The sequence below is a fragment of the Enterobacter cloacae complex sp. SHL012 genome (assembly GCF_049237505.1).
Classification (GTDB): Bacteria; Pseudomonadota; Gammaproteobacteria; order Enterobacterales; family Enterobacteriaceae; genus Enterobacter; species Enterobacter kobei.
The window spans coordinates 49,843-74,412 of sequence record NZ_JBMKIZ010000007.1 but is presented as its reverse complement, the minus strand read 5'-3'; the positions used below and the strand labels follow the sequence as shown (position 1 = coordinate 74,412).

Here is a 24,570-nt window from a genome sequence, read left to right as displayed (position 1 = left end):
CGATGGAGAGTAAACGTCTGGACAGTGCCGCGCAGGCGGCGGGAATTAGCCTCAGTTACATCAATGCGCACGGCAAACCGCAGTCTATTGGTGCGGACACCAAAAGACGTTTGCTGAATGCCATGCACAAAGCCGACGCGAAAGCGTCGGCACTACCGGTGCCAAACGTAAAGGTCTTTACTGCGGGCAAAAAAATGTCGCTGACGGTGGAGGGGCGCGGCGAGTTTAGCTGGCTGCTCACCACCGAAGAGGGGCATCAGCATAAAGGCCACGCCACCGGCGGCAAAGCGTTTAACCTTCCGGCGAAACTGCCGGAGGGCTATCACAGCCTGACGCTCACCCAGGACGAGCAGCGTTTTCACTGCCGGGTGATTGTCGCGCCAAAACGCTGCTATGAGCCGCAGGCGCTGCTCGAAGGCAAAAAGCTGTGGGGCGCCTGCGTGCAGCTCTACACGCTGCGTTCCGACAGCAACTGGGGCATCGGCGATTTTGGCGATCTGAAGAATATGCTGGCCTCCGTGGGTGAGCGCGGCGGCGCGTTCATCGGCCTCAACCCGATCCACGCGCTCTATCCGGCGAACCCGGAAAGCGCCAGCCCGTACAGCCCGTCCTCCCGTCGCTGGCTGAACGTCATTTATATCGACGTTAACGCGTTGGATGATTTTAAAAACAGTAAAGACGCGCAGGCGTGGTGGAAGCTTGAGACCACGAAGCAGATGCTGAAACAGGCCCGCGAAGCGGACTGGGTCGATTACGCTACTGTGACCGCGCTAAAAATGGCGGCGCTGCGTCTGGCCTGGAAAGGCTTTGCTAAGCGCAATGACGATCAGATGGCGGCCTTCCGCCAGTTTGTGGTGCAGGAAGGCGAAAGCCTCTACTGGCAGGCGGCATTCGATGCGCTGCACGCGCATCAGGTGAAAGAGGACGAAATGCGCTGGGGCTGGCCGGTCTGGCCGGAAGCGTACCAGTCCGTGGACACCCCGGAAGTCAAAGCTTTCTGTAAAACGCATGCCGACGAGGTGGACTTCTATCTGTGGCTGCAGTGGCTGGCCTACAGCCAGTTTGCCGCCTGCTGGCAGGTAAGCCAGGGCTATAACATGCCGATCGGCCTGTATCGCGACCTGGCCGTCGGTGTGGCAGAAGGCGGCGCGGAAACCTGGTGTGACCGTGAGCTTTACTGCCTGAAAGCGTCCGTCGGTGCGCCGCCGGATATCCTTGGGCCGCTCGGTCAGAACTGGGGCTTGCCGCCGATGGATCCGCACGTGATGGCGGCGCGCGCGTACGAGCCGTTTATCGACCTGCTGCGTGCGAACATGCAAAACTGTGGCGCGCTGCGTATTGACCACGTCATGTCCGTACTGCGCCTGTGGTGGATCCCTTACGGCGAAACGGCCGATCACGGCGCGTACGTCCAGTATCCGGTAGACGATCTGCTGTCGATCCTGGCCCTGGAGAGTAAGCGTCACCAGTGTATGGTGATCGGGGAAGATCTCGGTACCGTGCCGGTGGAAATTGTCAGCAAGCTCCGCGACAGCGGCGTGTACTCCTATAAAGTGCTCTATTTTGAAAACGACCATGAGAAAACCTTCCGCGCGCCGAAAGCGTATCCAGAACAGTCAATGGCAGTCGCGACGACGCATGATCTTCCTACGCTCAGAGGTTACTGGGAAAGCGGCGATCTGACGCTCGGGAAAACGCTGGGTCTCTATCCTGATGAAGAGGTTCTGCGCGGGCTGTATCAGGATCGCGAGCTGGCGAAGCAGGGGCTGCTGGATGCGCTGCATAAGCATGGCTGCCTGCCGAAGCGCGCCGGTCACAAGGCGTCGCTGATGGCGATGACGCCAACGCTCAACCGCGGTTTGCAGCGCTATATTGCCGACAGCAACAGCGCTCTGCTTGGCCTTCAGCCGGAAGACTGGATTGATATGGCGGAGCCGGTGAACATCCCGGGCACCAGCTATCAGTACAAGAACTGGCGTCGCAAATTGTCCACAACGCTTGAGAAGATGTTTGCCGATGACGGGGTGAACAGGCTGATTAAGGATTTGGATAAGCGGCGAAAAGCGGCTGCTAAGAAGTGATAAAAAACCCGCCAGTGGCGGGTTTTTTATTGCCCGGTGGCGCTACGCTTACCGGGCCTACATGGAGCCAGTAGGTCGGGTAAGGCGAAGCCGCCACCCGACTTATGACATCAAACCACCATATTCAACAGCAGCACCCCAACCAGGCCACACACCGAAATAATGGTTTCCAGCGCGGACCAGGACTTGATGGTTTCACCGATGGTCAGGTTGAAGTACTCCTTAAACAGCCAGAAGCCCGGGTCGTTCACGTGAGAGAAAATCACGCTACCGGAACCGACCGCGATAACCATCAGCTCAGGACTGACGCCCGTGGTGGCAATCAGCGGCGCAACGATACCGCCTGCAGTAATCGCAGCAACGGTTGCAGAACCCAGCGCAATACGCAGAACCGCGGCAATAGACCAGGCCATCAGGAGCGGCGACACGTTGGTTTCATGCATCATCGCAGCGATGTATTTGTCCACGCCGCTGTCAACCAGCACCTGCTTGAACGCACCGCCACCGCCGATGATCAGGAGCATCATGGCAATAATTTTGATGGAAGAGGTCAATGTGTCGTTGATCTGATCCATTGAACGACCCCGGTTCAGACCGAAGGTGAACATCGCGATCAGGACGGCAATCAGCGTAGCCATGACCGGATCGCCCAGGAATTCTGCCACGCCCAGGAACGCATGACCTTTCGGCAGGATCATCTCTGCCACGGCGCGCATCGCCATCAGGATCACCGGTACCAGCGAGGTCCAGACGCTGACGCCAAAGCCAGGCATCTCTTCTTCGGTGAAGGTTTTCGCGCTGTACAGACCTTCCGGAATTGGCTTATCGATACCTTTCAGGAAGCGGGCATATACCGGGCCTGCCAGAATCACGGTCGGGATTGCCAGAATCGTACCGAACAGCAGGGTTTTACCCATATCGGCGTGGAAGATGGTGGCGATTGCCGTTGGGCCCGGGTGAGGTGGCAGGAAGCCGTGGGTCACGGACAGCGCCGCAGCCATTGGCACACCCACAAACAGCAGCGGAATGTTAGCCGCCGCTGCGATGGTGAACACCAGTGGCAGCATCAGCACGAAGCCCACTTCATAGAACAGCGCGAAACCGACGGTAAAACCGGTCAACACCACCGCCCACTGAATGTTCTTCTTACCAAATTTGTCGATAAGCGTGGTGGCAATACGCTGCGCGCCGCCACAGTCTGCCAGCATTTTGCCGAGCATGGCACCGAAGCCCATGATCAGCGCCAGGCTGCCGAGCGTGCCGCCGACACCGGCTTTAATGGAGCTGATAACTTTAACCAGCGGCATACCCTGCATCAGACCGACTGCAAGTGCCACCAGAACCAGAGCGATAAATCCGTTCATTTTGAAACGGATCATCAAGAGCAGTAATAACACAACACCGATAGCAACGATGACTAATGGCATGATTTACCTGGCCTTTGAATTGTTATGGGTAACGTCATTGTTTCAACGACACATTCCGATTGTCCCAACTGGGAACAGAGAAGTAACGGCACTAATACTGATGCCTTGCAAACCATTAAGTTTAGTCGGCTGTTATGAGTGTGCTTAGTGCCCACGAGAATGATACGGGTAACATGGCGTGGTTGAGAATCACCCAGGCAGGCAAAATGTGAATTATGAGACGCAGGTCAACATATAGAGGAGGCGCGGCGGGAAAACAAAAGCCGGGTGGCGGCTTAGCCTGACCCGGCCTGCGATTGGGATACAGTAACTGTTTTGTAGGCCCGGTAAGCGCAGCGCCACCGGGCAAAGGCAGAAGGCTTAGTAGTAAGAATGCTCGCCGCGCTGGTGCTCGGTCAGGTCACGTACGCCTTTCAGTTCCGGGAACTCGTTCAGCAGCTGCTTCTCGATCCCTTCTTTCAGCGTCACATCGACCATAGAGCAACCGTTACAGCCGCCGCCAAACTGCAGGATCGCCAGGCCGTCTTCCGTGATTTCCATCAGGGAAACGCGACCACCATGACCCGCCAGCTGTGGGTTGATCTGGGATTGCAGCAGATATTCAACGCGCTCCATCAGCGGGGCATCGTCGGAGACTTTACGCATTTTGGCGTTCGGCGCTTTCAGGGTCAGCTGAGAGCCCAGCTGGTCGGTGACGAAGTCGATCTCCGCATCTTCAAGATACGGCGCGCTCAGCTCATCAACATAAGCGGTGAGCTGTTCAAACTTAAGGGCAGTGTCAGTTGCTTCCACAGCGTCTGGCGGACAATAAGAGACACCGCATTCTGCATTCGGCGTGCCTGGGTTGATCACAAACACGCGGATCTGCGTCCCTTCTTCCTGATTTGCCAGCAGTTTGGCAAAGTGCGCTTGTGCAGAATCGGAAATACGGATCATAGCTTTGGCCTAATAGTTGACTAAATTACCTGGGTATAATCATACGCCCATTGAAGAAGGGCTACAAGGTACGGCACAGACACCATACCTGAACCGACGCGGCGCCGCTTCGCAAAAGCAGTCGGGAAAGTTCAGCAACGGTACTGCCTGTGGTGACGACATCATCCACAATCGCGATATGGAGGCCGTTAACCGCCAATTCAAGGCGAAAGGCATTTTTGAGGTTTCTTTTGCGCAGCCGGGCGTTGAGCTGATGCTGAACGGCGGTGGCATGTACGCGGGTGAGTGCGCTGGCAGTGTATCGACAGCCGAGCCAGCGGGCGAGCGGACGGCAGAGCAGGTCGCTCTGATTGTAACCACGCCGCCAGTGGCGATGGCGATACAGGGGAACATTGACCACCATATCAATTTTCGGCAGGGCGCGGGTTCGCCGTGCCTGTAAAACCGCCAGCAATAGCAGGCGGGCAAGGGGCAGTGCCAGCGAACTCTGGCCGGAAAACTTCAGGGCGTGAATCAGCCTGCTCAGCGGTCGAACGTAATCATCCACCGCCACCAGCGCGCTCCACGGCGGGGGTTTTTTCAGGCAGCGGCCACAGGGTAAATAGCGGTTCGTGGCGGGTAAACCACATTGTGGGCAGGTGGTGATACGCCTTTCCAGCGAACGCGTGCAGACGGAACAGACGCCCCAGGCGCTAAGGGCAAGCGGCATTTTGCATAGCCAGCACAAGCCGGGCACTGTTAGCATATTCAACCTCCATGTGAAAAAAGAGAACAGTAACTGATGAAGACGCTGTGGTGGCAGACCGTTGGGACAGGAAATTGCCATCTTGTGCTGCTGCACGGATGGGGCCTGAATGCAGAAGTATGGCATTGCATAAACGAGGAACTAGCCTCGCAATTTACGTTACATCTGGTTGATCTACCGGGGTATGGCCGTAGCCACGGTTATGGTGCTATGACGCTCGAAGAGATGGCGCAGGAGGTGCTGAACGCGGCGCCACAACATGCCATCTGGCTGGGCTGGAGCCTGGGGGGGCTGGTGGCAAGCCAGATTGCGCTTTCCTGGCCCGAGCGCGTAAATGCGCTGGTGACGGTGGCCTCATCGCCCTGCTTTAGCGCGCAGGAGACGTGGCCCGGCATAAAGCCTGACGTGCTGGCGGGTTTCCAGCAGCAGCTGAGTGACGATTTCCAGCGGACCGTAGAGCGGTTCCTCGCGCTACAGACGATGGGCACCGAAACCGCGCGACAGGATGCCAGAGCGCTGAAGCAGGTGGTGCTCTCTTTGCCGATGCCGGACGTTGAGGTGCTCAACGGCGGCCTTGAAATTCTGAAAACGGTCGATCTGCGTGAGCCGCTGGCCGCGCTGACGATGCCGCATCTGCGTATCTATGGTTATCTTGACGGGCTGGTGCCGCGCAAAGTGGTGCCCTTGCTGGACTCCCTCTGGCCGGACAGCGAATCGCAGGTCATTGCCAAAGCCGCGCATGCCCCGTTTATCTCGCATCCGACGGAATTTTGTTCAGCGCTCATTGCGTTAAGTCAACGTTTAGACTGATTATTTTCTATCCAGCCTGGAAAAAGTAACACACCGCAACCATACTCCAGATGTCGTTGCGGTTGTTATGCCTACGATGATCAAAACAACAATCCTATGGAGAGTCAGGCTATGAAACTTGTTACAGGTATTGTCACTTCTCTGGTTATTGGGTCACTGTCATTTGGCGTCTTTGCGGCAAAAGAGCTGGAAAAAGATAAAGTTGCCGGCATGAATCTGACGAAAATCGGTGAGATTTCTACGTCTGACACCACCGCGCCGATGGATGCGAGAAAAGAGCTGTCGAAGAAAGCGGATGAGATGGGCGGGACGTACTACGTCGTCACCAGTGCAGAAAAACAGACCAAAAACGTACGCGCCACCGCGGACGTCTATAAGTAATATGATAAAGCCGGGCAGCGATGCCCGGCTTTATGAGTGCAGTATTAGCGCAGTGCCCACCACTCCCGCAGGCAAGCCTTTCCTTCCGGACAACTTTTACAACTGCCAGAGAGGCAACCCTCTGCCTCCTCCTGGATCCGCACGGCTTTACCCATGGCTTCAAGGCGTTCCAGCATGGCATCGATCATCGGCTGGGGCGTATGCAGGCTGAGGCTCAGCTGTTTCGCCTCCATCCGGCCCTGCAGAGCCAGCATGTCACGCACCTGAATCAATGACGCCATGGTGTGCTCCTTAGTGACAGTCGCCCGCCGGGCTGTTGCAGCAGGTCGCGGCGGTTTTACGATTTGCCAGCAGGTCAATATCGACGCGGCTGCGTGCCCGGCGCAGCAGGCCAAGAACAATCACGTTAAACAGGACAACCGCGAGGATACAAACCAGGCTGTAGCGTGGGTGCTGACTGAAATTAACGGTCTGATAAAACAGCGTCGCCAGCGAGTAAGCGATATTCAGCCCCCACAGAATGGAGAAGCCCATCCAGCCGCGACTGGATTCACGCGCAATCGCTCCCATGACGGAGATGCACGGAATATAGAGCAGAACAAAGATGAGATAGCTGTAGGCCGCAGATGCGCTACCAAATTTCTCTCCCATCACGCCCATGGCACCCGTCGCCATTTCACCGTCGCCTTTGCTGGCCTCAATCGGGTTCGCCAGCACGCTCAGGCTGAAGGTATCTTTCAGGCTCTGCCAGGTCTCCTCGACGGCACCCAGCAGTTCATCACCGAGGTGAAACGCTGCCGGATTAAATTCCTGTTCCTGGATGTTCTCCGCGGTGTAGAGCGTGTTCAGGGTGCCGACAACCACCTCTTTCGCCATCGCACCGGTGAACAGGCCCACGGTCGCCTGCCAGTTATCCTCATGTACGCCAATCGGTTTGAAGACCGGCGTGATGATGCGGCTGACAGAGGCGAGGGCAGAATCGTTGATGTTATCTGCTGCCTGACCGCTGAGGGTGAAGCTGTTCAGCGCGCTCAGGAAAATGCTGACGATGACAATCACCTTACCAGCACGCAGCACAAACCCTTTCAGGCGTTGCCAGGTCTGGATCACCAGGCTTTTCAGGTGTGGAACGTGATAGACCGGCAGCTCCATGACAAACGGTGAGGCTTCACCGCGCATAATCGTGTGCTTGAGCATTAAACCGGTCAGGATCGCCATCACGATGCCCAGAACATACAGCGAGAAGACAGCCAGCGCGCCCTGCTGACCAAAGAAGGCGGCCGCAAAGACGGCGAAGATGGCCAGACGCGCACCGCAGGACATAAACGGCGCCATCATAATGGTCATCAGGCGTTCACGCGGAGCATCCAGGGTACGGGCACCCATGACCGACGGCACGTTACAGCCGAAGCCGACAATCAGCGGTACGAAGGATTTGCCGGGCAGACCCAGGGCCTGCATCAGGCGGTCCATGACGAACGCGGCGCGCGCCATATAACCTGAATCTTCCAGGAACGAGAGGAACAGATACATCATGCCGATCTGCGGTACCAGCGGCAGAACGGTGTTAATGCCCCCGCCGAGCCCCTGAGCGAGGAAAATGGTCAGCCACTCCGGGAAGTGCAGGGTGTAACCCACCCACTGAATCCCGTGTACAAAGATCGCGACGGAACCGGCGTCAAAAATCGGCTGGAGTGCGCCGCCGATGTTGATGGCGAGCAGGAACATCACGTACATCACCAGCAGGAAGATCGGCAAACCGAGGAAGCGGTTGAGTACAATCTTATCCACCGCCGCCGTAAAGCGGCTGGGTTCCGCCGTCAGGGCATTACTGACCACGTCGCAAATCGAGGCGATGGCCTGGTATCGTGCATCGGCGATGTGCAGCGCCGGGTCGTCCAGCTCGTCGCTGAGACGGGCCACCGTCGCGTCCAGTTTATCTGCCGCATGTCCGGCATAGGCGCGGCTATAGATATCGCCTTCCAGCATCTGCAGGCCGAGCCACTGGCGCTGTTTTGCAGGCATGCTTTTGTCCATCTCCTGCGCCAGCAGATCCGCTTCGCGCAGCAGCGGGCGGGCGTAATGCACCAGCTCAACGTCGTGATTTCCCGTGTGACGGTCAATCGCCAGCTTCAGGGCATCAATCCCGCGAGCGCGCGTTGAAACCAGCGGCACTACCGGGCAACCCAGGCGCGCGGAGAGGGCATCGACGTCGATGCGCAGCTTTTGTTTCTCTGCAATGTCGAGCATGTTGAGCGCCACGATGCAGGGAATACCCAGCTCCAGCAGTTGCAGCGTCAGGTAGAGGTTGCGCTCGAGATTGGAGGCGTCGACCACGTTGATCAGCAGATCCGCGTCGCCGCTCAGAATGTAGTGGCAGGCAATTTGCTCATCGAGCGAGGTCTGCGACGAAATGGTGGTCAAGGAATAGGTGCCGGGAAGGTCAACCAGAGTGACCTGATGATCCGTTGTCGTGAACTGGCCTTCTTTACGTTCAACGGTTACGCCTGCCCAGTTACCGACGCGCTGGCGCGCGCCCGTGAGCTGGTTAAATAGCGTGGTCTTGCCGGAATTAGGATTGCCAATTAAGCCAATAGTTAATTTTTTCATTTTTTTAGACTCACTGAAACCGCTGGCTTGTTATCGGGATAAGGCTTCGACTTCTATTAATGCGAGGTCTTTTTTACGCAGGACCAGATTCACGCGTCGGGTTTCAATGTGAACCGGATCGCCTAACGGCGCCACGCGCACCACCTGGAATGACGAGCCGGGCAGCATGCCCAGCGAGAGCAGCTTTTGCCGATAGGCCGGGCTAATTTCGCGGGTAAAACCGGTAATCTTCCACGCACTGTCTGGAGTGAATTGCATAACGCCTGCTTCCACGAAAGGTTAAATTATCTACTATGGGATGATAATGAGAATAGTTTTTATCAGCAATAATAAAACTGTGACGGAATGTTGTTTGGTGTATTAATTTACGGCCTGTTTGACCTTGCTCAATATTTGCTGAAATGCGGAGATAAAGAGAAGAGAGTTATTTGTTAATGAAGTGATAATTAGTGGTTTAAATATGGATGCACTCTATTTGTTTTAATTCTTTGCGGCCTGCTTGCCGGGCGGCACTGCGTTTGCCCGCCCTACAAAACCGTAGGCCCGGTAAGCGTAGCGCCACCGGGCGTTTATCACTTAGCGCTTCTTGCCCATCGCGGCCGCCAGCGCATCCATCATCGCACTGTTGCCCGCTGGCTGAGCATCACGCCCGCGCGGTTTTGCCGCTTTCGCGGCCGGGCGCTGAGAGTCACGAGCGCCGCCGTTTCCGCCACGGCGCGCGTTGGTGTCGCCTGGCTGCTCGTCCAGACGCATGGTCAGGGCGATACGTTTGCGCTGCAGGTCCACTTCCAGCACTTTCACCTTCACGATGTCGCCCGCTTTGACCACGGTGTGCGGGTCTTCAACGAACTTGTCGGCGAGAGAAGAGATGTGAACCAGGCCATCCTGATGCACGCCGATATCCACAAACGCGCCGAAGTTGGTGACGTTAGTTACCGCGCCTTCCAGCACCATGCCGGGCAGCAGATCGTTCATGGTCTCGATGCCGTCAGCAAAGGTCGCCGTTTTGAACTCAGGACGCGGATCGCGGCCCGGTTTTTCCAGCTCTTTGATGATATCGGTGACGGTTGGCACACCAAATTTATCGTCGGTGAAATCCACCGCTTTGAGGTTGCGCAGGGCACAGCTATCGCCCATCAGGTCCTTCAGCGCCTGCTGGGTGGCGGCCAGAATACGTTCCACCACCGGGTAGGCTTCCGGGTGAACGGTGGAGGCATCCAGCGGGTTATCGCCGTGGTTGATGCGCAGGAAGCCCGCGCATTGCTCAAACGCTTTCGGCCCCAGACGGCTCACCTTCAGCAGCTGCTGACGGTTCTGGAACTGGCCGTTCTCATCACGCCAGGCGACGATGTTCTGCGCCATCATGCGGGTTAAGCCCGCCACGCGGGTCAGCAGCGGCACGGAGGCGGTATTCAGGTCAACACCGACGGCGTTTACGCAGTCTTCTACGACCGCATCCAGCTTGCGTGCCAGCTGAGTCTGGCTCACATCGTGCTGGTACTGGCCCACGCCGATGGATTTCGGATCAATTTTCACCAGCTCCGCCAGCGGATCCTGCAAACGACGGGCGATAGAGACCGCGCCGCGCAATGAAACGTCCAGGTCCGGGAATTCCTGCGCCGCCAGCTCGGAGGCGGAATAGACTGATGCGCCCGCTTCGCTGACGATCACCTTCTGCGCCGTGACTTTCGGGAACTGCTTCTGCACGTCGAGGAAGAAACGTTCAGTCTCGCGGGACGCCGTACCGTTACCGATGGCGACCAGCTCGACGTTGTATTTTTCACACAGAGCGGCAACCACGACAGCCGCTTTCGCTGCCTGTCCGGTGTGCGGATAGATGGTGTCAGTGGCGACCAGCTTGCCGGTGCCGTCAACCACCGCCACTTTCACACCGGTACGCAGGCCCGGATCGAGACCCATGGTCGCGCGCAGGCCAGCAGGCGCCGCCATCAGCAGGTCATGCAGGTTACGGGCGAAAACGTTGATCGCTTCATCTTCGGCGCGCTCGCGCACGGTGCCCATCAGCTCGGTTTCGAGGTGCATCAGCACCTTGATGCGCCAGGTCCAGCTCACCACGCCTTTGCGCCAGCTGTCTGCCGGAGCGTTGTTCAGGCGCAGGCCGAGATGGTCAATGATGATCTGCTCGCAGTGGCTCTCTTTCGGCGGCTCGTCAAACTGCGGATCAGCGTTCAGAGAGAGCTGCAGCACACCTTCGTTGCGGCCGCGGAACATTGCCAGCGCACGGTGTGAAGGGGTGGTAGAAATCGGTTCGTGGTGATCGAAGTAGTCGCGGAATTTCGCGCCTTCGTCCTCTTTCCCCGCCACGACGGTAGAGACGATGTGCGCATTCTTCCACAGGTAATCACGCACTTTAGCCAACAGGGCGGCGTCTTCGGCAAAGCGTTCCATCAGAATGTAACGCGCACCGTCGAGGGCGGCCTTGGTGTCCGCGACGCCTTTGTCGGCATCGATGAATTTCGCCGCCTCAGTTTCCGGATGGTGGGACGGCTCATTCCACAGCAGGTCGGCCAGCGGCTCAAGGCCTGCTTCAATCGCGATCTGCCCGCGCGTGCGGCGCTTCGGTTTGTAAGGCAGATAGAGATCTTCGAGTTCGGTTTTGCTCAGGGTGCCGTTAATGGCGCTTTCCAGTTCGCTGGTCAGCTTGCCCTGTTCGCCAATGGATTTGAGGATCGCCTGACGACGGTCTTCCAGTTCACGCAGGTATCCCAGACGGGTTTCCAGGTTACGCAGCTGCGTGTCATCCAGACCGCCGGTGACTTCCTTACGATAACGTGCAATAAACGGCACGGTGTTCCCTTCATCAAGCAGGCGAACGGCAGCTTCTACCTGTTCGGCTCTGGCCTGAAGTTCACCCGCAATAATGCGGCAGAGCGAATCTTTCATCATGGCTTTATCATCTGTTGAGTCGAAAAATCAGGGGATAGTTATACGGGCTGACACGGCAAAATGCCAGCCGGGGAGGGCGCTCTCGGACTATTTTACGTAGACGATCTCATTGACGTACCAGCAGGCTTCACCGGCGGGAGTCTGAACGACGGCCAAATCACCCACTTCCTTTTTCAGCAGCGCGCGGGCCATCGGGGAGTCGATGGAGATGTAATCCTTACGACCAAAAATTTCATCGTAGCCGACAATGCGAAAACGCAGGGTGTCACCGTCGTCGTTTTCAATCTCCACCCACGCGCCGAAGAACACTTTGCCCTCCTGCTGCGGGGAGTAATCGACAATTTTCAGGTTCTCAAGGCACTTGGTCAGGTAGCGAACCCGGCGGTCAATCTCACGCAGTCGCTTTTTGTTGTACTGGTAGTCAGCATTTTCGCTGCGATCGCCCAGGCTTGCCGCCCAGGTCACCTTTTTGGTTACTTCAGGGCGCTCTTCTCGCCACAGGTAATCCATCTCTTTTTTGAGTTTTTCGTACCCTTCGCGGGTGATCAGGGGCGTTTTCATGGTAAAGCCTTTGCTGCCTATTTTCTGTCTGGCGCACAATACGTACCACACAGTGTAACAGACAGGATTAATAATGATTTATGTGATGAAATGAGCAGATAAGCTGCTGTTAAATATGCTTTGTAACAATTTCGACTAGAATTTATACCAGATTTCGCTGGTCGAATACGTGCACTTTTTTAGAATACGCTGTCACAAAGACTATCCGAACCTTTGGGAGTACACACAATGCAAGAGAACTACAAAATTCTGGTCGTGGATGACGACATGCGCCTGCGTGCGCTGCTGGAGCGTTATCTGACCGAGCAGGGCTTCCAGGTTCGTAGCGTCGCGAACGCTGAGCAGATGGATCGTCTGCTAACCCGTGAATCTTTCCATCTGATGGTTCTCGACCTGATGCTGCCGGGCGAGGACGGGCTCTCTATCTGCCGTCGTCTGCGTAGCCAGAGTAACCCGATGCCGATCATCATGGTGACCGCGAAGGGTGAAGAAGTTGACCGTATCGTGGGCCTCGAAATCGGCGCGGATGACTACATTCCAAAACCGTTTAACCCGCGTGAACTGCTGGCACGTATTCGTGCCGTGCTGCGTCGTCAGGCGAACGAGCTGCCTGGCGCACCGTCGCAGGAAGAAGCGGTGATTGCCTTCGGCAAGTTCAAGCTGAACCTCGGTACGCGTGAAATGTTCCGTGAAGACGAGCCAATGCCGCTCACCAGCGGTGAGTTTGCGGTGCTGAAAGCGCTGGTCAGCCACCCGCGTGAGCCGCTTTCCCGTGACAAGCTGATGAACCTGGCGCGTGGTCGCGAATACTCGGCAATGGAACGCTCCATCGACGTGCAGATCTCCCGTCTGCGCCGCATGGTGGAAGAAGATCCGGCGCATCCTCGTTATATTCAGACCGTATGGGGTCTGGGCTACGTGTTTGTCCCGGACGGCTCTAAAGCATGAGGCGAATGCGCTTCTCACCGCGAAGCTCATTTGCCCGCACCCTGTTACTGATCGTCACCTTGCTGTTCGTCAGCCTGGTGACGACCTACCTGGTGGTTTTGAACTTTGCGATTTTGCCGAGCCTCCAGCAGTTTAATAAGGTCCTGGCGTACGAAGTCCGTATGCTGATGACCGATAAACTGCAACTGGAGGACGGCACGCAACTGGTCGTTCCCCCGGCGTTTCGCCGTGAAATCTACCGTGAGCTGGGCATTTCGCTCTACTCGAATGAGGCGGCAGAAGACGCGGGTTTGCGCTGGGCGCAGCACTACGAATTTCTTAGCCAGCAGATGGCGCAGCAGCTGGGGGGGCCAACGGAAGTCCGTGTTGAGGTCAACAAAAGCTCGCCTGTCGTCTGGCTGAAAACCTGGCTGTCACCCAACATCTGGGTGCGCGTTCCGCTGACGGAAATCCATCAGGGCGACTTCTCGCCGCTGTTCCGCTATACGCTCGCCATTATGCTGCTGGCGATAGGCGGGGCCTGGCTGTTTATCCGTATACAGAACCGACCGCTGGTTGACCTGGAGCACGCTGCGCTGCAGGTCGGTAAAGGCATTATTCCTCCCCCGCTGCGCGAGTATGGCGCCTCGGAAGTGCGTTCTGTGACGCGGGCCTTTAACCACATGGCCGCAGGCGTGAAGCAGCTGGCGGATGACCGTACGCTGCTGATGGCGGGCGTCAGTCATGACCTGCGCACGCCGTTGACGCGTATCCGTCTGGCAACGGAGATGATGGGCGAAGAAGATGGTTATCTCGCCGAGTCCATCAACAAGGACATCGAAGAGTGTAACGCCATCATCGAGCAGTTCATCGACTATCTCCGTACCGGGCAGGAGATGCCGATGGAGATGGCGGATCTGAACGCGGTGCTGGGTGAAGTGGTGGCCGCGGAAAGTGGTTATGAACGTGAAATTGATACTGCCCTTCAGGCCGGTGAAATTCAGGTCCGTATGCACCCGCTCTCCATTAAGCGTGCGGTGGCGAACATGGTGGTCAACGCGGCGCGCTACGGCAACGGCTGGATTAAAGTCAGCAGCGGGTCTGAACTCAACCGCGCCTGGTTCCAGGTGGAAGATGACGGTCCGGGTATTAAGCCCGAGCAGCGTAAGCATCTGTTCCAGCCGTTTGTGCGTGGCGACAGTGCGCGCAGCACCAGTGGTACGGGCTTAGGCCTGGCGATTGTGCAGCGTATTATCGATAACCATAACGGATTGCTGGAGATCGGCACCAGCGAGCGGGGTGGGCTGAGCATTCGCGCCTGGTTACCGGTGCCGGTGACGCGCGGACAGGTGAAAGAGAGTTAAAAAAAGGTGGCAAAAGCCACCTTTTTTGTAGGTCGGGTAAGGCGAAGCCGCCACCCGACAACATGCGACCTCTGCGGCCTGATGCCCTCACCCTGGCCCTCTCCCACAGGGAGAGGGAGAAGGGCTACAGCTTCGGTCCCGCACTCACCAGCGCTTCGCCCGCTGGTGTATCGGTATATTTCTCGAAGTTCTCAATAAACAGCTTCGCCAGCGATTCTGCCTTCTCGCGCCACTGTTCCGGCGAACCGTACGTATTGCGCGGGTCGAGGATATGCGTATCCACACCCGGCAGCGACGTTGGAATGGCCAGGTCAAACATCGGCAGCGTGAAGGTTTCGGCGTTATCGAGAGAACCATCCAGAATGGCGTCGATAATGGCGCGAGTATCCTTGATAGAGATACGTTTGCCAGTCCCGTTCCAGCCGGTGTTCACCAGGTAGGCCTGCGCGCCAGACGCCTGCATGCGTTTCACCAGCACTTCAGCGTACTGCGTCGGGTGCAGCGACAGGAATGCTGCGCCGAAGCAGGCGGAGAAGGTTGGGGTTGGCTCCGTCACGCCGCGCTCGGTACCCGCCAGTTTGGCCGTAAAGCCAGAAAGGAAGTGGTACTGCGTCTGGCTGGCGGTCAGGCGAGATACCGGAGGCAGCACGCCAAAGGCATCCGCCGTCAGGAAAATCACCTTCGTAGCATGACCCGCTTTTGACACCGGCTTCACGATGTTGTCGATGTGGTAGATCGGGTATGACACGCGCGTGTTTTCGGTTTTCGAGGCGTCGTCAAAGTCGATAGAGCCGTCGGCACGTACGGTGACGTTTTCCAGCAGCGCATCGCGACGGATTGCGTGGAAGATATCCGGCTCAGCCTCTTCTGACAGGCGAATGGTCTTCGCGTAGCAGCCGCCTTCAAAGTTAAACACGCCGTCATCGTCCCAGCCGTGTTCGTCATCGCCAATCAGACGACGTTTCGGGTCGGTGGAGAGGGTGGTTTTCCCTGTGCCGGACAGGCCGAAGAACACCGCCACATCGCCTTTCTCGCCGACGTTCGCCGAGCAGTGCATGGACGCGATGCCGCGCAGTGGCAGCAGGTAGTTCATGACCGAGAACATCCCTTTCTTCATCTCGCCGCCGTACCAGGTACCGCCGATCAGCTGGATACGCTCGGTCAGGTTGAAGGCGACAAAGTTTTCGGAGTTCAGGCCCTGCTCTTTCCACTGCGGGTTAGTGCATTTCGCACCGTTCATTACGATGAAGTCAGGCGTGAAGTCCTGCAGCTCTTCGTCGGTTGGACGAATAAACATGTTCTTCACGAAATGCGCCTGCCAGGCTACTTCGGTAATGAAACGTACGGAGAGACGGGTGTCGGCGTTAGCGCCGCAGAAAGCGTCTACGATAAACAGACGCTTGCCAGAAAGTTGATGGGTGACGAGCCCTTTCAGATGCTGCCAGGTTTCCGGAGAGAGCGGTTTGTTGTCGTTCTTCCCTTTGCCTTTGTCAGCCCACCACAGCGTATCGCGGGTGGTTTCGTCTCGGACGATATACTTATCTTTCGGCGAACGACCGGTAAAAATACCGGTATCGACGGCGATAGCACCAAGATTCGTCAACACACCGCGCTCGTATCCTTCCAGTGCTGGATTGAGCTCTTCCTGATACAGCGTATCGTAGTCGGGGTTGTAGACGACTTCCTGGACGTCGTGAATACCATAAGCCTTGAGATCTTGCGGGGTTAAACCAGTAACACGCATATCACTGCTCCTTAGCCAATATGTACTGCCTGAAATTGTAGGGTTTTTCTGGGGTTGTTAACCGCGACGGGGCTCATAGATTTACGCATCTGGACAAAACCCTTACTAACGGAAAACGCTGCGACTCCAGTCACAGTGCAGGCGGATTATCGCAGGAATCGCTTTTTGGTTGGGGAAAATGTTCCGAAAAGGTTAAAGGCTGGTGATTTTATCGGAGAGAATGTGAATGTAATCGCATACACGTAAGAAAATTACGTAAGAGTTACATACGGAAAACGATTCAGCTTAAGCGAGGTTTTTTGCCCTCACCCTAACCCTCTCCCACTGGGAGAGGGAACTGGATGGGGAGAGGGAAGGGTATTAGTGAACCTGCGGATCCGCCGGGGAGGCGTTGTTGCGGATCTCAGCGATATCCATTGAATTGAACACATAGTGCGTACCGCAGTAGTCACAGTGCATATCAATTTCGCCGTCTTCCGCCATGATGCTGTCGATCTCTTCATCTGGCAGGGTTTTCAGCGCACCCGCGCAGCGTTCGCGAGAACAGGTGCATTTGAACTCCACCGCCTGCGGGTCGTAAACGGTCACTTCTTCTTCGTGGTACAGACGCCACAGCACGTCAGTCGCCGACAGGTTAAACAGCTCTTCGGCTTTGACGGTTTCGGTCAGCGTCGCCAGGTGCTCGAAGTCATTGGTCTGTGCGTCCTGGGCTGGCAGAACTTGCAGCAGCATACCGCCCGCAGCAGGCTGACCATCCACTTCACCGGTGCGGATGAACAGACGCGTCGGCAGCTGTTCAGAACGCATGAAGTAATCTTCCAGGCAGGCTGCCAGGGTATCCCCTTCGAGGCCGACCACGCCCTGATAGCGTTCACCTTCCTCAGGGGAGATGGTGATCACCAGGTAGCCATTCCCCACCAGCGTTTTGAGGTCTGCATTTTCAGGCACATCGCCCTGAACGCGTGCGACGCCGCGCATCTGCTGCTGGTTATTGCCGTTGATTACTGCCAGCGTCATTGGGCCGTCACCCTGCAACTGCACGGTAATATCACCGGCAAATTTCAGCGTCGCGGTCAGCAGGCTGGTGGCAACCAGCAGTTCGCCCAACAGGGTCTTCACCGGCAGCGGGTAATTGTGGTTTTCCAGAATCTGTTTCCAGGTTTCGGATACGGTGACCAGTTCGCCGCGCACGGCGAATTGTTCAAACAGATAGCGGTGTAATTGGTCGTGTTGGGCCATTTTCATCTCTCGTGCGGGTGAGGGTTACTCTGTCTCACCGTGTTTAAATTTCATCAGATCGCGGCGCTCTTTTTTATCCGGCCGCCGGTCCGGGTGGGGCATGGTTAGCGCATTCATTTTGCGCGCCAGCGCGGTCTTCTCGCGTTTCTCAATGCTTTCCGCCGTCTCTTCATAAAGCAGTGCGGCTTCCGATGCGGGCCGACGTTGTTCGGTAATGGCTTTAATCACCACCGTTTTTTCATCGTTGCCCTGGCGTAGCGTTAAGGTGGCGTTCAGCTCAACCAGCTTGCTCGGCTTGCTGCGCTGGCCGTTGTAATGCACTTTACCGCCGTCAACCATCTCGCGGGCAAGGGCGCGCGTTTTATAAAAACGGGCCGCCCACAGCCATTTATCCAGTCTTACCCCGTCAGAGGGTTTTTCTTTCATGGCGTCTCCTTCACGGTCAGTGAGGGGATCATCTGGCGGTAGTCGTTCAGTCCAGGATGTCGCAAATAGCGTTTTTCAGCCAGGCCAGAGTCAGGATTGGTGACGCCCAGACAATAGCGAATGCCAAACGTTGCCGCGGAATCCAGAATGGGCTCGCTGTCGTCAATGAACAGCGTGCGTTCCGGCTGCAAGCCGGTCTCTTCCTTCACCGCATGCCACAACCGCTGATCCTCTTTCGGATAACCAAATGTGTGGGTAGAAAGCAATAAATCAAGGTGCGATGCCAGCCCCGTGTGCTCCAGCTTCACGGCCAGATTATGTGGATGCGCGTTGGTCAGCAAAATACGGCGCTTGCCGCTGGCTTTCAGCGCGTCCAGGAACGGTACCGTATCTTCGCGCAGTACCGCGCGAGGGCCCTGGGCGGTGGTCATGGCACAAATATCCAAACCGAGGCGCTCGCTCCAGTAGTCAAGACAGTACCAGTTTAGCGTATGTTGCACTGCGCTATATTGCGAACGAATGAATGCCTGTGCTTCTGCCGGGGAGACACCCTGCTGTTCGCCGTAGGTTTCCGGTACCAGCTTTTGCCAGAAATAGTTATCAAAGGCGAGATCGAGCAGTGTGCCGTCCATATCCAGCAGAACGGTGTCGACCTGCTGCCAGTCGATATCAAGATGCATAAGGGGGAACTCCAGCCAGAAGAAACGTGCGCGACAGGGTAGCACATCTTGTCGCGCAACGAGGTTATCAGATCAGGCTCTCGGAGGAGGGGATCAGCTTGGGATTAAGGCAATTTTCATAATATTGCTGGATCTCAGCAAGACGGGTGCGCGAGCGTTGATAGCGGCGCAGCGCCATAATACCGTTCCAGACAATGGCGATAAGCATGGCGATCATCAGCAGAGAGGTGCCAATGTATCGCCACAATCCTGCGCTATCCGGCATCCGGTGCAGGCCGATATGACGGGTGCCGTTGGCATCGGTATAAATACTGGTGACAATCCCTTCGGCGCTGAAGGGGGTTTGCATCAGCATCTGCGCCAGACGCTGGAACTGACCCCACTGCTCCTGTGCCGGATAGTCATAAAGCGCCACCTGCGGGTAAGGCTGATCGACCAGGTCGCTGCCCTCATCGCTGACAATCACAAAGCCGCCCGGTGCCGGGCTGTTGAGCGCCTGCGCCGCACGGGTGGTTTCGCGCATCATAAACGGCGATGTCGACGTGGCGACCAGGTTATCCAGCGATTCGGCGCTTACCGGGCGCAGCAGGACGTTGACACCGTCCAGTCGTCCCGCTTCGGCGCGTTTGACCAGTGAGTCCCAGTCTTTGCTGTTCCCCAGGTTAACCAGCGCGTTTTTGAGGCGTATGCACTCATCCTGCGAGGAACATAAATCCTGGGTTTTGAGAACGATATCGCCAAAGTCATCCAGGAGAACCATGCCTGACTTCTGGATGGCAGAACGCAGCGCAGGGCTGACGCGTGAATCGTCATCCGCTTTCGGGTGCAGCTGGCGGTTAACCGTCTGGGTCAGCGCCGTGGCTTTATTCACCACTTCGGATTCCGGTAATGGCAGCGGCGGCGCGTCGTTCCAGATAATTTGCGAGCAGTCGAACGGCATGAAAGGCGAGCTCTGCCGCGTGTTCCATCCGCCCGGGCTGTGGATATTACACATCCCGGTTCCCTTCAGGCGCAGCGTATCGCCCACCCGTACCCCTGCTTCATCCAGCTGGTTGACGCTGGTCGCTTCGATGGTCTGCGCGCCTTTAATCCACGACAGGGTGAATTTGATGGGCATATCCAGCGGCACGAAAAGCAGCAGCATGATAAACACCAGCGCGGCGCCGCCAGCAATGACCGTGCTACGGAGCCAGTGCTGAAGCGGGAAATTTTTCACTTCATCATGCAGAGACAGGAAGCGTCCCTGACGCACAACGTGGCGGTCAAGGTAGATATCAATATCGGTTTTCTGCCCTAAATCCTGCGCGATCCACGGTTGCCAGTGGCGCGGATAGATAAGGTCGATAATACCGAGCGAAATATTGTTGAGATGCTCCTGATCGTTTTCACCGAACAGACCCCAGCGCTTTGGTGTGCCGCGCAGGCAGTGGATCTCCCGCAACGAGGTTTTGGCCGGCGGTGCAAAAAGCCCCCACAGTCCGGCAGCCAGAAGCAGCACAGCGCCCCCCGCCAGCCACGGAACAAAGACGTCCGGCGTCAGCAGGCAGACAAAAAAGAGCAGGAAAGCGGCAACGATCAGAATGGCTTCACGGATGCCGTCCGGACGGCTCAGGGCGTATTCTTCATGCGTTTCCTGACGAATGTTCAGCAGTTCGATCTGCTCGGTCTCTTCGCCACGAATGGAGGCCTGTGTTGAACTCGCGCGTTCCAGCGCAAAACGCGGAGCTTCGTGAAGATATTCACTCAGGGTATGACCGTTAAGCGAGATAACCAGCGGCAGCGAATCGGTATGAATCAGCTCAACGCTGTTTTCGTCGTTAATGTACTGTTCCCAGGAGGGGGGCAGATGTACCTCGACGGAATCAAGATAGTAGCGCCACTTGTTGGGGTCGTCCGTTGTGATACCGTAGCGAGTAATGGAACGCGTCACGCAGAGCACGGTGTCGCTCTGCGCGTTAAGTTTCAGTGCGACAGGCGCAGCTGTGGCTCCCGTCGGCCCAGGCGATAACTGGGTACGGTTCAGCGTTTCGAGATAGTTTTCAACTGCATCGCGCTCATCTTGCGCGAGTTTACGGGTGGTCGCACCCGCGAAGGCATTTAAAAAAGGCAGCCGGTAACGGCGCTGTGCGCGTCGCCAGTACAGCCACCCTGCAATCAATGCGCTGGCCAGCATAGCAGCGAGAACAATCAAAATGGTGCTCATGCTTTCCCCATCTTACTAATCTTCTTACAGGTGTAATCAGTAGCACCTTTACATTGAATGAGAGTCTGTGGCTGGCTATCGGCAAGTATGGAGTCGAACTTGAGCATTCTGAAGCGCATCCCAGTGACCGGTGATGATAGCAAAGCCTCTTATGGCGCGATATCAGCAAATTCCTGGAAACATTTCAACCTCTTGACATTTGTTTTGAATTGAGGATTGATCCCAGCTACGTTGCATAAATGTAAATAAAGAGCGATTGACATTGCCGAAACCGTGCGGCATATCGCACAATAAAGCCAGTTCACACTGTTAAGACCCCATCAAGATGAGCAAACCACTACAAAAACCCACCATTCTGAATGTTGAAACTGTCGCCAAATCGCGCCTGTTTAATGTTGAAAGTGTGGACCTGGAGTTCAGCAACGGTGTGCGTCGTGTTTATGAACGTATGCGCCCCTCTTCGCGCGAAGCGGTGATGATTGTCCCTATCGTCGACGATCATCTGATTTTGATCCGCGAATACGCCGTGGGAACAGAATCTTACGAACTTGGGTTCTCCAAAGGACTGATCGACCCGGGTGAAACGGTCTTTGAAGCGGCAAACCGTGAGCTGAAAGAAGAGGTGGGTTTTGGCGCGAATGAGCTGTCTTTCCTGAAAAAACTGAGCATGGCGCCGTCCTATTTTTCCAGCAAAATGAATATTGTGGTGGCTGAAGATCTCTACCCTGAATCGCTGGAGGGAGATGAGCCGGAACCGCTGCCGCAGGTGCGCTGGCCGCTGGCGCATCTGATGGATCTGCTGGAAGACCCAGACTTTAACGAGGCCCGCAACGTGAGCGCGTTGTTCCTGGTTCGGGAATGGTTGAAGGGGCAGGGGCGGTTGTAGGTCATAAAAAAAGCCGGGTGGCGGCTTCGCCTTACCCGGCCTGGGATTCTTTGCCCGGTTTTTACCGGGCATTTTTATGCTTAGAACAGCTCGTGCGTTTCGCCGTTATCAATAATCTCTGTACCCACCTCATGCACCGCCTGCGTGGTTGGCTGCGTGCCTTCGATGAAATACTCGGCGCGGCTATTACCGCCATTAGCGAGCTGTCCGGTGCTACGGTCGATATTGACCGTGACCACACCCGGCGGTGGCGTTAATGGCTGCTCTGGTACGCCTTCAAGAACGGATTTCATGTACGCATCCCACGCCGGTTGTGCGCTTTTCGCGCCGCCTTCGTAGCCGGAAATCTGATCTTTAATCGCGCCGGATGCCGTAGTACGACCTAAGTCACGGCGATGATCGTCGAAACCGATCCACACCGAGGTCACTACGCCCGGACCGTAGCCGGAGAACCACGCATCTTTCGAGCTGTTGGTGGTACCCGTTTTACCGCCGATATCATGGCGCTGTAAATCGCGTCCCGCACGCCAGCCGGTACCTTGCCAGCCTGGTTCACCGAAGATGTTGGTGTTCAACGCGCTCTTGATCAGGAACGACAGCGGCGTGTTGATCACATGCGGGGCATACTCCTGCGCGCCGGTCTGTGCAACCAGCGACTGGTTAGCCTGCTCCAGCTGTGGCTGCGGTACAACGATATTCGGCTGCTCCTGAGACACGGCAGGGTCTTCCATGTCCTTGTTTTCAAGCACCTCGGATTTCGGTGTATTGCCGTAAATGACCGGGATATCACACTCAGGGCAGGCAATTTTCGGTTTTGCCTCAAACAGCACGCCGCCCTGATCGTTCTCGATTTTACTGATGAAGAACGGGTCAACCAGGAAGCCACCGTTGGCCATCACCGAGTATCCACGTGCGACCTGAAGCGGCGTAAAGGAAGCGGAGCCTAACGCCAGCGACTCGGTGCGAACGATGTTCTGCGCCGGGAAGCCGAAACGCTGCAGATACTCTGCCGCATAGTCAACGCCCATTGCGCGCATGGCACGTACCATCACCACGTTTTTCGACTGTCCCAGACCCTGACGAAGACGAATAGGGCCGGCATATTCCGCAGGCGAGTTTTTCGGCTGCCAGTCGGAACCGGCACCAGCGTCCCAGCGGGAGATAGGCACGTCGTTAAGGATGCTGGCAAGGGTTAAGCCTTTATCCATCGCCGCGGTGTAGAGGAACGGCTTGATGTTGGAGCCAACCTGACGCAGTGCCTGAGTCGCGCGGTTGAACTTGCTCTGGTTGAAATCGAACCCGCCAACCAGCGCCATGACCGCACCATTCTGTGGATTGATCGAGACCAGGGCCGAGTTGACGTCAGGGACCTGCGCCAGCCACCAGGCATCGCCCACCTTACGCACCCAGATTTGCTGTCCGGTCTGTACCACATCGGTGACTTTACGCGGGGTTGGCCCTTGCAGAGTGTCCGAACGGTAAGGTCGTGCCCAACGCATCCCGTCCATACGCAGGGAGACGGAAGTGCCATCCGCCAGGGTCGCAACGGCTTCCTGAGGATTGGCCTGCGTCACGACAGCAGGGAGGAGCGGGCCATAGGTTGGCAGCGCCCTCAGCGTGCTGGTGATTTTTTTGCTGTCCCACGCGCTTTCACCCACTTTCCAGAGCACGTTTGACGGGCCGCGATAGCCGTGACGCATGTCGTAGTCCATCACGTTGTTGCGCACCGCCTCCTGAGCCGCCTGCTGCACTTTGCGAGTGACGGTGGTGTACACGCGATAGCCATCTTCATAGGCCTTGTCGCCATAACGGCTCACCATCTCCTGGCGCACCATTTCGGTCAGGTAAGGCGCAGAGAAGGCGATCTCAGGGGCGTGGTAGTTGGCGTCGATGACATCATTGCGCGCCTGGTCGTACTCGCTCTGGCTGATATAGCCTTCGCTCAGCATACGTGACAGGACGACGTTACGACGCGAGGTGGCGCGATCGAGCGAATAGAGCGGGTTAAACGTAGAAGGCGCTTTAGGCAGACCGGCGATGGTGGCCATTTCGCTTAAGGTGAGTTGATCCACCGGTTTACCGAAATACACCTGTGCCGCAGCCCCCACGCCATAAGCACGGTAGCCCAGGTAGATTTTATTGAGGTACAGCTCAAGGATTTCGTCCTTGCTCAGCAACTGCTCAATACGGATCGCCAGGAACACCTCTTTGATCTTACGTATCAGCGTTTTTTCAGGGCTGAGGAAGAAGTTACGCGCCAGCTGCTGCGTAATGGTACTTGCCCCCTGGGAGGCATGACCAGAGAACAACGCAATGCTCGCGGCGCGGAAAATCCCCACCGGATCGACACCGTGGTGCTCGTAAAAACGGCTGTCCTCGGTGGCGATAAAGGCTTTCACCATCACGGGCGGAATTTGGTTTAAGGTCAGCGGGATACGACGCTTCTCGCCATACTGCGCCATCAATTCGCCATCGGCGCTATAGACTTGCATCGGGATCTGGAGCCGCACATCGCGAAGCGTGGCGACATCAGGTAGCTGTGGCTCAATATATTTGTACAAACCGTAAATCGAGCCTGCTCCCAGCAGAATGCAACAGACTGCAAGGATGAATAAATACTTTACGAACTTCACCGGAGATTTC

20 protein-coding genes are annotated in these 24,570 nt (G+C 56.6%); 6 read left to right on the top strand and 14 right to left on the bottom strand.

Features of this window, described 5'->3' with window-relative positions:
- Positions 1 to 2: 2 nt before the first annotated feature.
- Positions 3 to 2,081 (top strand): 4-alpha-glucanotransferase, encoded by a 2,079-nt coding sequence (gene malQ, locus ACOTY9_RS19400; RefSeq protein ID WP_063862197.1) that lies wholly within the window; start codon positions 3 to 5, stop codon positions 2,079 to 2,081.
- 110 nt (positions 2,082 to 2,191) lie between these two features.
- Here the strand turns inward: malQ and gntT are convergent, their stop codons facing one another.
- From gntT to gntX, 3 genes are all read right to left on the bottom strand, one after another.
- Positions 2,192 to 3,508 carry a gluconate transporter gene (gene gntT, locus ACOTY9_RS19395; protein WP_014885546.1) on the bottom strand — a complete coding sequence of 439 codons (1,317 nt, stop codon included), beginning with the start codon at positions 3,506 to 3,508 and terminating at the stop codon, positions 2,192 to 2,194.
- 360 nt (positions 3,509 to 3,868) lie between these two features.
- Entirely contained in the window at positions 3,869 to 4,444 is a 576-nt protein-coding gene (gene nfuA / locus ACOTY9_RS19390) for a Fe-S biogenesis protein NfuA (protein WP_003861601.1), read from the bottom strand.
- Positions 4,445 to 4,505: 61 nt separating this feature from the next.
- Positions 4,506 to 5,189, bottom strand: coding sequence for a DNA utilization protein GntX (gene gntX, locus ACOTY9_RS19385; protein WP_348566054.1), 684 nt, complete (start codon positions 5,187 to 5,189; stop codon positions 4,506 to 4,508).
- Positions 5,190 to 5,225: 36 nt separating this feature from the next.
- Here gntX and bioH point away from each other — a divergent pair, with 36 nt between their 5' ends.
- Both bioH and ACOTY9_RS19375 read left to right on the top strand, forming a co-directional pair.
- Positions 5,226 to 5,999 (top strand): pimeloyl-ACP methyl ester esterase BioH, encoded by a 774-nt coding sequence (bioH, locus tag ACOTY9_RS19380; protein WP_023331493.1) that lies wholly within the window; start codon positions 5,226 to 5,228, stop codon positions 5,997 to 5,999.
- A gap of 111 nt (positions 6,000 to 6,110) precedes the next feature.
- Positions 6,111 to 6,380 (top strand): YdgH/BhsA/McbA-like domain containing protein, encoded by a 270-nt coding sequence (locus ACOTY9_RS19375; protein ID WP_014885543.1) that lies wholly within the window; start codon positions 6,111 to 6,113, stop codon positions 6,378 to 6,380.
- Between the two features lie 44 nt (positions 6,381 to 6,424).
- On the opposite strand, the gene feoC is transcribed toward ACOTY9_RS19375, so the two are convergent.
- From feoC to greB, 5 genes are all read right to left on the bottom strand, one after another.
- Positions 6,425 to 6,661 (bottom strand): [Fe-S]-dependent transcriptional repressor FeoC, encoded by a 237-nt coding sequence (feoC, locus tag ACOTY9_RS19370; RefSeq protein WP_014885542.1) that lies wholly within the window; start codon positions 6,659 to 6,661, stop codon positions 6,425 to 6,427.
- A gap of 10 nt (positions 6,662 to 6,671) precedes the next feature.
- On the bottom strand, positions 6,672 to 8,990 hold the full coding sequence (gene feoB, locus ACOTY9_RS19365; RefSeq protein WP_014885541.1) for a Fe(2+) transporter permease subunit FeoB: 2,319 nt from the start codon (positions 8,988 to 8,990) through the stop codon (positions 6,672 to 6,674).
- A gap of 30 nt (positions 8,991 to 9,020) precedes the next feature.
- Positions 9,021 to 9,248 (bottom strand): ferrous iron transporter A, encoded by a 228-nt coding sequence (feoA, locus tag ACOTY9_RS19360; RefSeq protein WP_008503050.1) that lies wholly within the window; start codon positions 9,246 to 9,248, stop codon positions 9,021 to 9,023.
- A gap of 318 nt (positions 9,249 to 9,566) precedes the next feature.
- Positions 9,567 to 11,897 (bottom strand): Tex family protein, encoded by a 2,331-nt coding sequence (locus tag ACOTY9_RS19355; RefSeq protein WP_348566053.1) that lies wholly within the window; start codon positions 11,895 to 11,897, stop codon positions 9,567 to 9,569.
- Between the two features lie 87 nt (positions 11,898 to 11,984).
- Positions 11,985 to 12,458, bottom strand: a complete 474-nt coding sequence (gene greB / locus ACOTY9_RS19350) for a transcription elongation factor GreB (protein WP_047343546.1) — start codon at positions 12,456 to 12,458, stop codon at positions 11,985 to 11,987.
- Positions 12,459 to 12,686: 228 nt separating this feature from the next.
- On the opposite strand from greB, the gene ompR reads away from it, so the two are divergent.
- A complete protein-coding gene (gene ompR, locus ACOTY9_RS19345) occupies positions 12,687 to 13,406 on the top strand; it encodes a two-component system response regulator OmpR (RefSeq protein ID WP_001157751.1) in 720 nt (239 codons plus the stop codon).
- Complete coding sequence (gene envZ / locus ACOTY9_RS19340) at positions 13,403 to 14,749, top strand: two-component system sensor histidine kinase EnvZ (protein ID WP_014885538.1); 1,347 nt, start codon at positions 13,403 to 13,405, stop codon at positions 14,747 to 14,749. Before ompR ends, envZ begins: the two co-directional genes overlap by 4 nt.
- A gap of 124 nt (positions 14,750 to 14,873) precedes the next feature.
- Here envZ and pckA read toward each other — a convergent pair whose 3' ends face one another.
- The 5 genes from pckA to ACOTY9_RS19315 all read right to left on the bottom strand — a co-directional run bounded on the left by pckA (position 14,874) and on the right by ACOTY9_RS19315 (position 21,041).
- Positions 14,874 to 16,493 carry a phosphoenolpyruvate carboxykinase (ATP) gene (gene pckA / locus ACOTY9_RS19335; protein ID WP_023331490.1) on the bottom strand — a complete coding sequence of 540 codons (1,620 nt, stop codon included), beginning with the start codon at positions 16,491 to 16,493 and terminating at the stop codon, positions 14,874 to 14,876.
- A 360-nt stretch (positions 16,494 to 16,853) separates the two neighbouring features.
- Positions 16,854 to 17,738, bottom strand: a complete 885-nt coding sequence (hslO, locus tag ACOTY9_RS19330) for an Hsp33 family molecular chaperone HslO (protein ID WP_162184515.1) — start codon at positions 17,736 to 17,738, stop codon at positions 16,854 to 16,856.
- Between the two features lie 18 nt (positions 17,739 to 17,756).
- Positions 17,757 to 18,158, bottom strand: a complete 402-nt coding sequence (gene hslR, locus ACOTY9_RS19325) for a ribosome-associated heat shock protein Hsp15 (RefSeq protein WP_096218015.1) — start codon at positions 18,156 to 18,158, stop codon at positions 17,757 to 17,759.
- On the bottom strand, positions 18,155 to 18,838 hold the full coding sequence (yrfG, locus tag ACOTY9_RS19320; protein ID WP_096218016.1) for a GMP/IMP nucleotidase: 684 nt from the start codon (positions 18,836 to 18,838) through the stop codon (positions 18,155 to 18,157). Before yrfG ends, hslR begins: the two co-directional genes overlap by 4 nt.
- A gap of 67 nt (positions 18,839 to 18,905) precedes the next feature.
- A complete protein-coding gene (locus ACOTY9_RS19315; RefSeq protein ID WP_014885533.1) occupies positions 18,906 to 21,041 on the bottom strand; it encodes an intracellular growth attenuator family protein in 2,136 nt (711 codons plus the stop codon).
- Between the two features lie 325 nt (positions 21,042 to 21,366).
- Here ACOTY9_RS19315 and nudE point away from each other — a divergent pair, with 325 nt between their 5' ends.
- Positions 21,367 to 21,927 (top strand): ADP compounds hydrolase NudE, encoded by a 561-nt coding sequence (gene nudE, locus ACOTY9_RS19310; protein WP_008503041.1) that lies wholly within the window; start codon positions 21,367 to 21,369, stop codon positions 21,925 to 21,927.
- A gap of 80 nt (positions 21,928 to 22,007) precedes the next feature.
- On the opposite strand, the gene mrcA is transcribed toward nudE, so the two are convergent.
- Positions 22,008 to 24,560 carry a peptidoglycan glycosyltransferase/peptidoglycan DD-transpeptidase MrcA gene (mrcA, locus tag ACOTY9_RS19305; protein WP_014885532.1) on the bottom strand — a complete coding sequence of 851 codons (2,553 nt, stop codon included), beginning with the start codon at positions 24,558 to 24,560 and terminating at the stop codon, positions 22,008 to 22,010.
- Between the last annotated feature and the right edge of the window lie 10 nt (positions 24,561 to 24,570).